The sequence below is a fragment of the Methylococcus capsulatus str. Texas = ATCC 19069 genome (assembly GCF_000424685.1).
GTDB lineage: Bacteria > Pseudomonadota > Gammaproteobacteria > Methylococcales > Methylococcaceae > Methylococcus > Methylococcus capsulatus.
Window position 1 is genome coordinate 186,479 of record NZ_AUKJ01000019.1, and the last position, 12,158, is coordinate 198,636.

Here is a 12,158-nt window from a genome sequence, read left to right on the forward strand (position 1 = left end):
GACTGAAACAGCGCGGGGGCGGATCCCCTCCATCCGTGGCGATACCGCCAGGATGGAAAAATTTTTGGATTCTAACGGATTTCCGTAAGGTTTTGGAGTGTCGCGCCGGGGCCGGAGCGACTTCACACCGCAAAGCTTTCGCCGCAGCCGCAGCTCGCGGTGGCCTTGGGGTTGTGGAAGCGGAAGGTTTCGTTCAGTCCTTCCCGTATGTAGTCGATCTCGACGCCATCGAGGTAGGTCAGGTCGGCGGTTTTGACCACGATCGTGACGCCGTGCTGTTCGAATACCGCGTCGTCAGCGGCGATTTCGTCGGCGTAATCCACGACGTAAGAATAACCCGAGCATCCGGCCTGTCGGACGCCCAATCGCAGTCCCAGCCCGTGTCCGCGGCGCCGGAGTTGCCTGGCTATCTGTGCGGCGGCATTTTCGGTCACTGTAACAGTCATGATGATGTCCTCAAAATTGTAAGTGAAATGTCAATAGGTCTGCCCTGTTTCGAGGATTCGACCGAGCGCGGTCAACAGTCGTTCCACCTCCGCTTCGGTGTTGTCCTTGCCGAGACTGATCCGTACCGCGCCGGTCGCCAGGGCCGGATCGACCCCCATGGCGAGCAGCACCGGGCTGGGTTCGCGTGCGCCGCCGGCGCAGGCTGAACCGCTGGAAACCGCGATGCCGTGCCGGTCCAGCAGCATGACGAGGGTCTCGCCGTCATAGCCCGCCACGGCGAACTGAAGGGTATTGGGCAGCCGTTCCGTGGTACGGGCGAAGACCGTTGCGCCGGGGAGTTTTTCGATGCCCTGCTCCAGGCGATCCCGTAGCCGGCGAAGCCACCGGCTGCGCTCTTGCAGTTCCGATGCGGCAAGCTCTGCGGCCTTGCCGAAACCGACGATGGCGGCCACGTTCTCGGTGCCGCCACGCAGCCCCTTTTCCTGTCCGCCGCCATGGATGAGCGGCGTCAAGGGGACCGAAGCGTCGGCAATCAGGGCGCCGGCTCCTTTGGGGCCGCCGATCTTGTGTCCCGACAGGGACATCAGGTGGACGCCGGTCCGGGCAAAGTTCAGCGGGATCTTTCCTGCTGCCTGGACCGCATCGCAATGGAGCCAGGCGCCCGTGGCCAAAGCGGCGACGCGGCCGACATCCTGGATCACGCCGGTTTCGTTGTTGGCCAGCATCACCGAGACGATGTCGGGCGGGTTTTTCGCGATCGCGTCGAGGGCGGCATCTTCGATCAGCCCCCGCGCGTCCACCGTCAGGGTTCGACAGTCCCACCCATGCCTCGCGAGGAGCCGCGCGGATTCGACGACAGAGGGGTGTTCGGTGGCGCCGATGCGGATGTGACCGGGTTTCAGGCTCCAGGCCAGTCCTTTGAGGGCGAGGTTGTTGGCTTCGCTGCCGCCGCTGGTGAACACGACCTGGCTGGCTGTCGCGCCGACCAGCGCGGCAACCTGGGCGCGGGCGGTTTCCACGGCGTCGCGGGCGATACGACCGGGGCGGTGCAGGCTGGAGGGATTGCCGTGGCAGGATTTCAGATAAGGCAGCATCGCCTCCAGCACCCGCCCGTCCAGCGGGGTGGTGGCGTTGTGATCGAAATAGATCATCCGGTCTTGGCCGGCTCCTGTCCCATGAGGAGTTCGACGCGCCGCTGGCTCTGGCGGTCCTGCCGTTCGGCAACCTGCCGCACCGGCTGACGGGTCAGCACTTCGCCCAGACTGATGGAGGCGAGGTATTCACGAATCTGTTCGCTCAGACCCATCCACAGGTCGTGAGTGAGGCAGGGCTGGTTGTTCTGGCAGTTGGCCTTGCCGCCACAGCGTGTGGAGTCGATCGGTTCGTCGACGGCGGCGATGATTTCGGCGATATTGATCTCGCTCGCACAACGGCTGAGCTGGTAGCCGCCGCCGGGACCGCGGACGCCTTCCACCATGCCGGCCCGGCGCAAGCGGGCGAACAGTTGTTCGAGATAGGATAAGGATATATTCTGCCGCTTGGCGATATCGGTCAGCGTGACCGGATTCGTTTCGCTGTGATACGCGAGATCCAGCATGGCGGTGACCGCATAGCGGCCCTTCGTCGTCAGTCGCACGACATTTTTCCTCCCCAGTTGACGAAATTTCAGGATTCAGCCGATTAAGCGACGTTGGCCAGATATGCCCGAGCGATTTAGTAAATTATTCTGTGGTTTTTCCGCGCTCAATTCAACCGATCCGGGTGTCGGCTCGAAAGTTTTTTTCCCGGGGGCGGTTCTGCGGTTCCGGCGCCGGGGCTTTTCGGCATGGACAGCCTCGGTCGTTAATTGGACAATCAGCGGCGGGGTTACAGAGTGAGGGGCGCAGGGTAAACGCAGATGGCCGATCATCACCACGCATCCGAGCTGGAGCACGGCACCGCCGGCAGGAAGGCGGCCGCCGTCGTGTTCATCGTCGGGATCACCGCCCTGATCGTTGCTCTGGATCGGTTGGGTGTGTTCGGTCCGGGCCACGAGGGCGGTGAGGAGCGCACGGAACAGACCGCGGAGCGGGCAGGCCGTCCTCCTGTGACGGAGCCTTCGGTGCGGCAGGACGAACAGGCGCCGCTGGCTGGCGAGGGGAGTGAAGCGCCGCTGCCCGTTTTCGTGACCGGCAACTATTCCGGCAGCGAAATCCGTACCGCCGGTTACAGCGAAGGCATGAGTTTTTCACTGGAGATGTCCCTGGACCAGCGCGGCCAGGCGGTCTACGGGAACTATTCCAACAGCGCCGGTGACGCGGGGAATCTCAAGGGCTCGGTGGAGGGGCAGGTCTTTTCCGGACGCACGGAGTCGCTGATGCTGCCCGGCAATTTCTGCGATTTCGAAGCCGAAGCCCGGCAAGGTGGCGTGATCATCCAGGGCGAGTTCCATTGCTCCACGGGGGATCGCTCCAGGTTCACTCTCAAGCGCCGTTAACTGGCGCCCGACTGCCGGCGCGGTGGGAACAGGCGCGGGTTGCGTGCCACGAAGCGCCGGACCAGCCGGTCGGCGATGAGCGAGTCGCCGTTCTTGACGTAGTGGTAGCCCATCCAGGCGGCCAGGAAGGCGCCTGCGGCGTCGACGATGAGGTCGGTCATGGTGTCGTGCGCCGATTTCTGCATGTTGAATCCGAAGCCCTGATCCATCAGGAATTCGAAGATCTCCCACAGGGCACCCACCGACATCGAGTAACAGAACGCCGTGATGGCGACATAGAACGGCGCCATTTTCACCCTATGGGTGCTGTGGAAGGCATAGATCAGCAGGAACCCCAGGAGTCCCATGACCAGCGCCGAAACACTGTGCAGCAGCAGATCCCACCACCAGAACCGTTCGTAGAACATCGCCACTTCACCCAACCCGAACGAGGCGTACAGGAACAGGCAGGTGACAAAGGTGAACTCCACGGGCAACTGGACCTGGAACTGGCGGGCGATCATGGCGGGCAAGAAGGTCAGGGCGAGCACCGCGAGCGAGGTGAAGGCAACCAGCCACTGGGTTTCGTAGAGGGCGCCGATGAAGACACCCAGGATCAGAGCCTGCAGGACCAGCGACAGCCAGATTTGCAGGCGCTCGGCCCAGTCTTCCGGCGCGAGCGCCACGCGCAGGCGCGACGGTTGACTACGGCGCCGGCGTAACGCTCCCATGGGTTCAGCGGGAAAGGATGTCCAAACCGGCGCCGTGCTCCGGCGTCGTCTCCGCTGTGTTACGGAGGGAGTCAAGGGCTGCAAAGTCGAACAGCCGGCTGTCGGCGAGCTGCGACGGAGCGACGTTCTGGAGTGCCGTGAACACGGTTTCGACCCGGCCGGGGTGGCGCTTCTCCCAGTCCTTGAGCATGGCTTTCATCGCCTGGCGCTGGAGGTTTTCCTGGGAGCCGCACAGATTGCAGGGGATGATGGGGAAGGCTCGGATCCTGGCGTATCTGGCGATGTCTTCCTCCTTGCAATAGGCCAGGGGGCGGATCACGATGTGGCGGCGGTCGTCGCTGAGCAGCTTGGGCGGCATGGCTTTCAAGGTGCCGCCGTAGAACAGGTTGAGGAAGAACGTTTCCAGTATGTCGTCGCGGTGGTGCCCCAGTGCGATCTTGGTGATGCCGTGGTCGGCGGCATAGCGGTACAGCAGGCCGCGCCGCAGGCGGGAACACAGCCCGCAGGTGGTCTTGCCCTCCGGGATGATGCTCTTGACGACGCTGTAGGTGTCCTGCTCGATGATATGGAAGGGAATGCCCTGCTCGGACAGGTAGTTCGGCAGGACGTCGGCGGGAAACCCCGGCTGTTTCTGGTCGAGGTTGACCGCGACGAGGTCGAAGTTCACCGGGGCGTTGATCCGTAGTTTCAGCAGGATGTCCAGCAGGGTGAAGGAGTCCTTGCCGCCGGACAGGCAGACCATTACCCGGTCCCCTTCCTGGATCATTCCATAGTCGGCGATGGCCTGCCCGGTGAGCCGCCGCAGCCGCTTCTGCAGTTTGTTGAACTCGTAGCGTTCCTTGGCGTAGAGAGGGGCTGCTGCGTTAGCCGGCATAGCGTTGGAAGATCAGGGTCGCATTGGTGCCCCCGAAACCGAAGCTGTTGGACATCACCGTGTCGAGGCGCGCGTCGTCGATTCGCTCGCGGGCGATGGGGACACCCGCCGCACCGGGGTCGAGGTTCCGTATGTTGGCCGAAGCGCAGATGAAGCCGTGTTCGAGCATCAGCAGGGAGTAAATCGCCTCGTGTACCCCGGCGGCGCCCAGGGCATGGCCGGTCAGGGACTTGGTGGAACTCACCGGCGGCACATCCTCGCCGAACACGGTCTTCATGGCCTCCAGTTCGCGGATGTCGCCGACCGGCGTGCTGGTGCCGTGGGCATTGACGTAGTCGACTTTCGCCCCGGACATGGTGGCCATCGCCTGCCGCATGCAGCGCACCGCGCCCTCGCCGGAGGGCTGGACCATGTCATAGCCATCGGAGGTGGCGCCATAACCCGTGAGTTCCGCATAGATCCGGGCGCCGCGCGCCTTGGCATGCTCCAGTTCCTCCATGACGAGGACCCCGCCGCCACCCGAGATGACGAAGCCGTCACGGTCGACGTCGTAGGGGCGGGAGGCGCATTCCGGCGTGTCGTTGTACTTGGCCGACAGAGCCCCCATCGCGTCGAACAGCACGCTCATGGTCCAATGGACTTCTTCGCCTCCCCCGGCGAACACGATGTCCTGTTTGCCCAACTGGATCTGTTCCGCGGCATTGCCGATGCAGTGGGCGCTGGTCGCGCAGGCCGAGCTGATTGAATAGTTGACGCCTTTGATCTGGAACGGCGTGGCGAGGCAGGCGGAGTTGGTGTTGGACATCGAGCGCGGCACCATGTACGGCCCGACTTTCTTCACGCCCTTTTCGCGGAAGGTGCTCCAAGCGGCCAGCATATTGGAGGTCGACGGTCCGCCGGACCCCATGATCAGGCCGGTGCGCGGATTGGAAACCTCGCCGGGTTCGAGTCCGGCATCGGCGATCGCTTCCTGCATGGCGAGATAGTTGAACGCGGCGCCGTCGCCCATGAAGCGGCGGATCTTGCGATCGATGAGCTCGTCGGGATTGAGCCGGATCGGGGCGTAGACCTGGCTGCGGAAACCGAGCTCGCCGTATTCCTCGGAACGGCAGACGCCGGAGCGTCCCAACCGCAGGGATTCGACCACCTCGCCTTTGTTGTTCCCGATGCTGGAAACGATGCCGATGCCGGTAACGACTACACGTCTCATAGCTGTGCTCCTTAGAAGTCGTCCGTGCTCGTGAAAAGACCGACGCGAAGGTCGTTGGCTTCATAAATGACCTTGCCGTCGCATTCCATTTCCGCGTCGGCGATGCCCATGACCAGTTTGCGCAGGATTACCCGTTTGAGGTTGATGCGGTAGGTCACGAGCCTGTTGTGAGGGAGGACCTGGCCGCGGAACTTGACCTCACCGACGCCGAGGGCGCGGCCACGCCCCTTGCCACCGATCCAGCCCAGGTAGAATCCGACCATCTGCCACATGGCGTCCAACCCCAGGCATCCTGGCATGACCGGGTCGGAGATGAAATGGCAATCGAAAAACCAAAGTTCGGGTTTGACGTCCAATTCGGCGACGATCATTCCCTTGTCGAAGGTGCCGCCCACCGAGTCGATGTGAGTGATCCGATCGAACATCAGCATGGGTGGGGCGGGCAGTTGGGCGTTGCCGGGTCCGAACATCTCGCCTCGGGCGCACTGCAGTAACTCGTCCCACGTATAGCTGTTGCGTCTTGACATCGACTTTTTCTTCTTATGGTTATGGTGGTCTGGGAGCAGCGAAATTTTTATATCATATCAAGAAAATACCGGTTTCAGGAATGGCAGTGGCGCTCGGACGTCCGGATCAGCGGTACAGGAGCACCGATTCCCGTTCCTCGATCCACGAGGTTTCGTCCGTGCGCGCCAGCGCGTCGAGATCGGCCGGCATCGCGGCAGGATCATCCACCCACAGCCGCAACAGTTCCGAGCCGTTGATCAGGTCGATGGCGAGGCGCTCGAATTCGTATTCGTAAGGGAACTCCCGCCAGATCGGATAATCCGGTCGCAGCTCGCGCAGGGCCTTGAGTGCCAGCGCCATCAGTCGCCAGGGGCGGAAGCGCTCATGATGGTAAGCGGCGGTTTCGGTATGGATCTGGAGGCCCGAGCACAGTCGGCCGGCATGTTTGTGGAAGGTCGGTTCGAACCAGCAGTCCCGCAGGATGCAGCCGTCGAGCCAGTGAGGCGCCAGGGAGCGCATGGTGCCCAGGAGCTTCCGCGCGTCGATGTCCGGCGCTCCGAACAGCTCCAGAGGGCGGGTGGTTCCCCGTCCTTCGGAGAGGGTGGTGCCTTCCAGCAGCACGGTTCCGGCGTAGCAGCGCGCCATCGAGAGATTGGGGGCGTTCGGGCTGGGGTTCACCCACGCATATTCGTCCGCCGGCCAGCCGTAGCCGGGAGGGGCGGCGGGCTTCCATCCTTCCATGGCGACCACTTCCAGGTCCAGGTCCAGGCGCAGCGTGCTCACGAACCACCGAGCGAGTTCGCCCATCGTCAGTCCGTGGCGCATGGGAAGCGGGCCCGCACCGACGAAGCTTTCCCATTCCTGCCGCAACCGCAGTCCCTCCACCGGCCGGCCGGCCGGATTGGGGCGGTCGAGTATCCAGACCGTCTTGCCATGGTCGGCGGCGGCCTCTAGGACGTAGCGCAAGGTGGTGATGAAGGTGTAGATGCGGCAGCCGAGATCTTGCAGGTCGACCAGTAGCACATCGAAGCTGTCCAGCATGATTCGAGTCGGCCGACGGGTTTCCCCGTAGAGGCTGAACACGGGGATGCCGTGGCAGGGGTCGAGAAAGTCCGGGGATTCGACCATGTTGTCCTGTTTGTCGCCGCGTAGGCCGTGTTGGGGGCCAAACGCCGCCGTCAGCTCGATGCCGCCGATCGCGGCGAGTGCATCCAGCGTATGGGTCAGGTCGCGGGTGACGGACGCGGGATGCGCCAACACGGCGATCCGGCGGCCTTTCAAAGGCGCGCGCAGCCCCGGGTCTTGCAGTAGGCGTTCGATGCCGAGCTTCATGCGATGTCCTGATTTTTCATTGGCTTTCCGGTGTCCATGCGGTGTGCAAGCGTGAGTGCGAAGCCGTCCGGATGGTGGAAGTCGGGCGTTTCCGCCGGATGGTGGAGGGCCCAATAGGAAAGACCGCTCCGACGGTCTTCGACGACGGCACACAACGCGATCCGCAAGCCGGTGTAAACGCCGAGGCCGGCGAGAAGTCCGACGTCCAGGGTCGCGCCCAGCTCGAGCCGGTTTCCGGTCTGCCGCCGGGTCACTGCGGGCTGCAGCCCTTCCCCGAATGCTTCGCCGGCGCGATAGCCGGAAAAAACGAATGCGGCCCATTCGCCAGAAGGCGAAAAATTGAGTTCGAGATACCGTGTGCCGTCTTCCGGTCTGAGGAATGCCTCGAAGCAGGTATGTTCCCACAGACCGCGGGTCCAGCGGCGGGGGGCGGGCGGAGGAAGGGAGAGTGCCGCCAGGTCGCCTTCGAGCACGAAGCGCAGTTCGAGGATTCCGTCGCGGGGCTGATTCACGCTGGCTCCGATGCGGTAGATCGGCGGACAGGAGCAAGCGCGATGGCAGATCAGTTCCGCCATGCCGTCGTAAGGAGCCTTCATCGGGCGGACGGCGTCAGTTTTCACCGGCAGGTCCCGTTGCGGTATCGTCTGGAACGAAACTCGGCGGCAGAGGCGGCCGGTCGCCGTGTTCCTGACGGCCTCGCATCAATAGCGTACGGATGCGTTCGGACAGCTCGTGCCGTGTTTTGGCCTTTTCGGCCTCGATTTTTTCCGCGGCCGCCCGGGCCGCCCGTTCCTGGTGAAGGCGCCAGACTTCGACGAGGGACTGGGAGGTCAAGGTCCCCAGAAACACGCCGATCGCGATTTGCAAAACCAGTTTCATCGCACTCGTTGGGAAGGGAATTCCGCGAGAATCGTTACCATCCCATTAATCCTACCGCGGGACAGCGCGTCGTGAATATTTTTTCGCACGCATCTGCGATGCTGGACGGTGTGGTGGTTTTCCCACAAAATAATCGTAGATGACGCATTTCACAGTCCGCCAGGCCTTGATGATCGATTTGCTGCCGCCGTGCTGGCCTCCGGACCGAGGCGATCGGGGCCGGAATCGGCAAGGGTTTTCATCCTGGCTCTCGAAATTTCCCGAGTTCGGCAAGCCGCGAATTTGAACGCTCAATACAAGGAAAGCATCGGAGAGGTGCCCGGCGGGGTTGTACGGCGCGCCCGTGCGGCCATGAAGCATCTGCTTTCGCTGCAGCGGTCTGCCGGGGACTGGGAAGGGGAGATGGTGTGGTGCACGATGATCCTCGCTCAGGCGGTCATCGTGCGCACGGTGGTCGGGCGCCCTTACGACGCTCGGGAGCGGGCTGCCATCATCAGACATTTCGAACTTTCCCAGCTTGCCGACGGTGCTTGGGGTATGCACCCGGAAAGCCGGGGCTATGTGTTTTTCACCGTCCTGGCCTATGTCGCCTTGCGTCTTTTGGGGCTGGGGCCGGAGACCTCCATGCTCGCCAGGGCAAGAGCATGGCTCCATGCGCAGCCGGAAGGCGTCAAGGCGGTTCCCACCTGGGGCAAGTTCTGGCTGATGCTGCTCGGGCTGTATGGACGGGAGGGCGTCAATGCCGTGCCACCGGAGCTGTTCCTGCTGCCGCGCTGGCTGCCTTTTCATCCGAGCCGGTTCTACTGCCATACCCGCCTCATTTATCTGGGCATCGCCTATCTTTCCGGGGTCGGGTTCAGCGCCCCCCTCTCGGACCCGCTGCGGGATGCGCTGAGGTCGGAGCTTTATGCCGAACCCTACGAATCTGTGGACTTCGGCGCATTCCGCCATACCGTTGCCAGGACCGATCTCTATGTGCCGATCAGCCGCGTCCTGAGGCTGGTTTACGATCTTCTGGCGCGTTACGAGCGTCGGCCTTGGAAGGCGCTGCGGCAGAGGGCGCTGGCCCTCTGCTTCGAGCAGATATTGCGGGAGCAGCGCTCCACGCGTTACCAGGGTATCTCCCCGGTCAGCGGTTTGTTGAACTGCCTGGCGATCTTCGCGCACGATCCGCGCCATCCCGATCTCGCACCCAGCCTCGAAGGTGTCGAAGCTTGGCGCTGGGAGGACGAAGCCGAAGGGCTGCGCTATGTGGGCGCGCGTTCCAACGCCTGGGACACGGCTTTCGCGGTGCAGGCACTGACCGAACTGCCGGAATTGGACGAGGAGGCGAAGCATGCGCTGAGCCGGGCTCACGCTTTTCTCGACCAGGCACAGATGACCGCGGAATTGGCCGATTACCGCGAAGCTTGGCGCGACCCCGCGCTGGGGGGATGGTGCTTTTCCGATGGCCGGCATTGCTGGCCGGTGAGCGATTGTGCCGCGGAGGCGATGAGCGCCCTGTTCGCTCTTTACGAGCGCGGGGATGTCCGGATCAGCGAGGCCCTGGGCGCCGATCGCTTGCGTCTGGGCGTGGAATTCATCCTGTCCCGCCAGAACGCGGATGGCGGTTTCGGCACCTACGAGCGGCGGCGGGGCGGGCGGTTGCTGGAGCTGGTCAACCCTTCCGAGATGTTCGGACAGTGCATGACCGAGCTGTCCTATGTGGAGTGTACGGCTTCTTCTCTTGGGGCATTGGCGCATTATTTGCGTCATTATCCGGACCTTCCGGGAGGAAAGATCACCGCGGCGATCCGGAAAGCGGAGAGGTTTCTGAGGAGCCGGCAGCTCGATGACGGCTCGTTTCCGGGCTTCTGGGGCATCAACTACACCTATGCCGTGTTCCATGTGGCCAAGGGTCTGCGGATGGCTGGTGTCGAGCCGGCGGACCCGGTTCTGCAAGCCGCTGCCGGCTGGCTGCTCGAGAAGCAGCGGTCCGATGGCGGCTGGGGCGAACACTATTCGAGCTGTCTCGAAGGGCGCTACGTAGAGAGCGGGCAGAGTCAGACCGTGATGACCGCCTGGGCGCTGCTCGCGCTCATGGAGGTTTATCCGGCCGCGCACGAGGCCGTCGGACGGGGCATTGCCTGGTTGTGCTCTCAACAGGGTGAGGACGGCGGCTGGCCCCGGCAAGGGGTGAATGGGGTGTTTTTTGGAGCAGCCATGCTGGACTACCGGCTCTACCCCGTTTATTTCCCGACCTGGGCGCTGGCGCGCTACGTCCGGCTGGAAGGCGCGAAAGCTTCGACGAGCGCTGGTTTGAACGACGCTGGTCCGGCCTGTGCCGGAGCCGAAGGACATCATGACACGGGTTATCGCAGATGAGTTCGATTGAATTGGGGGAGTGGGACGTTCTGATCGCCGGCGGCAGCGTTGCCGGTTCTGCGGCCGCAGCAGCTTTGTCGGGACTGGGCTTGCGGGTCCTGATCGTCGAGCCCGATCCAGATCCCGGCCGCAGACTGGCCGGCGAGCTGATCCACCCGCCCGGTATCGACGGGCTGCTCGAACTCGGACTGATCCATGACGATGTGCCGCAAGGAAGCGTGGTCAACGGCTTTGCGATCTTTCCCTTCAACGATGGCGAGGGCGCACCGGCGACACTGCTGCCATACGGCGAGATCCATGGGCGTCAGCGCTGTGGCCGGGTGATCGAACACACTCTGCTCAAGAGCCATCTGCTTGAAACGGTGCGTGGTTTCGAGCGGGTCTCCGTTTGGCTCGGCGCCAGGGTGACGGGGATGGAGCACGAAGACGGCAAGGGCTATGTCGCCACCGTAACTCATGAAGGAACCGAGACGCGGATGGAGGTCCGGTTGATCATTGGGGCCGACGGCCCGATGTCCCAGCTGCGGAAAATGGTTGGCATTTCGCACGAAACCCAGCGTTATTCCGGCATGATCGGTCTCGAGGTCGAGGATACCCATCTGCCGAACCCCGGCTACGGCAACATCTTTCTGAACCCGGCTGGCGTCTCCTATGCCTATGGCATCGGCGGCGGGCGGGCGCGGGTCATGTTCGAGGTGCTCAAGGGGGCGGATTCGAAGGAGTCCATCCGTGACCATCTGCGCCTCTTCCCCGCGCCCTTCCGGGGCGACATCGAGGCGGTGCTGGCACAGGGCAAGCCCTTGGCGGCGGCGAACTACTGCATCGTTCCGGAGGCAAGCGTCAAGGCCAACGTCGCGCTCGTCGGCGACGCGCGGGGATGCTGCCATCCGCTGACCGCTTCGGGCATTACGGCGGCGGTCAAGGACGCCTTCGTCATGCGGGATGCGCTCCAGGCGACCGGGCTGAATTTCGAGGCGGCGCTCAAACGCTATTCGGTCCAGTGCGGTCGTTTGCAGCTTACCCGCCGCACGCTGGCGGAAGAGCTGCGCGAGGCGTTTCTGGCCCAGACGCCGGAGGCCGAGCTGCTCAGCCAGTGCATCTTTTCCTATTGGCGTAACAGCCCGAAGGGGCGGCAAGCATCGATGGCCCTCTTGTCGACGCTCGACAGCAGCATTTTCTCGCTGGCTTCGCAGTATACCTTGGTGGGGCTCCAGGCGTTCCGTTTGCTGCCGCAGTGGCTAGGTGCCAAGATGGGGGGCGACTGGTTCCGTGGCGTGGCGCAACTGGTGTCCAAGAGCCTCAAATTCCAGCAGGATGCGCTGAATCAGGCGCTGCGGGCGAAATGATGCGGCGCGCGAG

13 protein-coding genes are annotated in these 12,158 nt (G+C 63.4%); 3 read left to right on the plus strand and 10 right to left on the minus strand.

Annotation, left to right across the window (positions count from 1 at the left end):
- Nucleotides 1-122 precede the first annotated feature (122 nt).
- Genes H156_RS0108560 through iscR form a run of 3 tightly spaced genes read right to left on the minus strand, consistent with a single transcriptional unit; the run spans nt 123 to nt 2,083 of the window.
- The gene (locus H156_RS0108560; protein WP_017365725.1) at nt 123-446 is read right to left on the minus strand and encodes a HesB/IscA family protein; all 324 of its coding nucleotides are present in this window, start codon (nt 444-446) and stop codon (nt 123-125) included.
- Between the two features lie 30 nt (nt 447-476).
- Entirely contained in the window at nt 477-1,598 is a 1,122-nt protein-coding gene (locus H156_RS0108565) for a cysteine desulfurase family protein (RefSeq protein ID WP_017365724.1), read from the minus strand.
- Nucleotides 1,595-2,083 carry a Fe-S cluster assembly transcriptional regulator IscR gene (gene iscR / locus H156_RS0108570; RefSeq protein ID WP_010962078.1) on the minus strand — a complete coding sequence of 163 codons (489 nt, stop codon included), beginning with the start codon at nt 2,081-2,083 and terminating at the stop codon, nt 1,595-1,597. The genes H156_RS0108565 and iscR overlap by 4 nt, the downstream gene beginning before the upstream one ends.
- A 261-nt stretch (nt 2,084-2,344) precedes the next feature.
- On the opposite strand from iscR, the gene H156_RS0108575 reads away from it, so the two are divergent.
- On the plus strand, nt 2,345-2,923 hold the full coding sequence (locus H156_RS0108575) for a hypothetical protein (protein WP_017365723.1): 579 nt from the start codon (nt 2,345-2,347) through the stop codon (nt 2,921-2,923).
- Here H156_RS0108575 and H156_RS0108580 read toward each other — a convergent pair.
- From H156_RS0108580 to H156_RS0108610, 7 genes are all read right to left on the minus strand, one after another.
- Nucleotides 2,920-3,633 (minus strand): DUF2238 domain-containing protein, encoded by a 714-nt coding sequence (locus tag H156_RS0108580; RefSeq protein WP_010962076.1) that lies wholly within the window; start codon nt 3,631-3,633, stop codon nt 2,920-2,922. The two genes, H156_RS0108575 and H156_RS0108580, sit on opposite strands and share 4 nt — an antisense overlap.
- Before the next feature lie 4 nt (nt 3,634-3,637).
- A complete protein-coding gene (gene ttcA / locus H156_RS0108585; protein WP_010962075.1) occupies nt 3,638-4,507 on the minus strand; it encodes a tRNA 2-thiocytidine(32) synthetase TtcA in 870 nt (289 codons plus the stop codon).
- On the minus strand, nt 4,497-5,717 hold the full coding sequence (fabB, locus tag H156_RS0108590; RefSeq protein ID WP_010962074.1) for a beta-ketoacyl-ACP synthase I: 1,221 nt from the start codon (nt 5,715-5,717) through the stop codon (nt 4,497-4,499). The genes ttcA and fabB overlap by 11 nt, the downstream gene beginning before the upstream one ends.
- An 11-nt stretch (nt 5,718-5,728) precedes the next feature.
- The gene (gene fabA / locus H156_RS0108595; RefSeq protein ID WP_017365721.1) at nt 5,729-6,244 is read right to left on the minus strand and encodes a 3-hydroxyacyl-[acyl-carrier-protein] dehydratase FabA; all 516 of its coding nucleotides are present in this window, start codon (nt 6,242-6,244) and stop codon (nt 5,729-5,731) included.
- Nucleotides 6,245-6,350: 106 nt separating this feature from the next.
- Complete coding sequence (locus H156_RS0108600; RefSeq protein ID WP_017365720.1) at nt 6,351-7,556, minus strand: exo-beta-N-acetylmuramidase NamZ family protein; 1,206 nt, start codon at nt 7,554-7,556, stop codon at nt 6,351-6,353.
- A complete protein-coding gene (locus tag H156_RS0108605; RefSeq protein ID WP_238536881.1) occupies nt 7,553-8,176 on the minus strand; it encodes a DOMON-like domain-containing protein in 624 nt (207 codons plus the stop codon). Before H156_RS0108605 ends, H156_RS0108600 begins: the two co-directional genes overlap by 4 nt.
- On the minus strand, nt 8,166-8,435 hold the full coding sequence (locus H156_RS0108610) for a hypothetical protein (RefSeq protein WP_010962070.1): 270 nt from the start codon (nt 8,433-8,435) through the stop codon (nt 8,166-8,168). Before H156_RS0108610 ends, H156_RS0108605 begins: the two co-directional genes overlap by 11 nt.
- A 351-nt stretch (nt 8,436-8,786) precedes the next feature.
- Between H156_RS0108610 and H156_RS0108620 the strand changes: the two genes are divergently transcribed.
- Together H156_RS0108620 and H156_RS0108625 are read left to right on the plus strand one after the other, a co-directional pair.
- Nucleotides 8,787-10,799 carry a 2,3-oxidosqualene cyclase gene (locus tag H156_RS0108620; RefSeq protein WP_154656699.1) on the plus strand — a complete coding sequence of 671 codons (2,013 nt, stop codon included), beginning with the start codon at nt 8,787-8,789 and terminating at the stop codon, nt 10,797-10,799.
- Complete coding sequence (locus tag H156_RS0108625) at nt 10,796-12,145, plus strand: squalene monooxygenase (protein WP_010962067.1); 1,350 nt, start codon at nt 10,796-10,798, stop codon at nt 12,143-12,145. Before H156_RS0108620 ends, H156_RS0108625 begins: the two co-directional genes overlap by 4 nt.
- Nucleotides 12,146-12,158 lie beyond the last annotated feature (13 nt).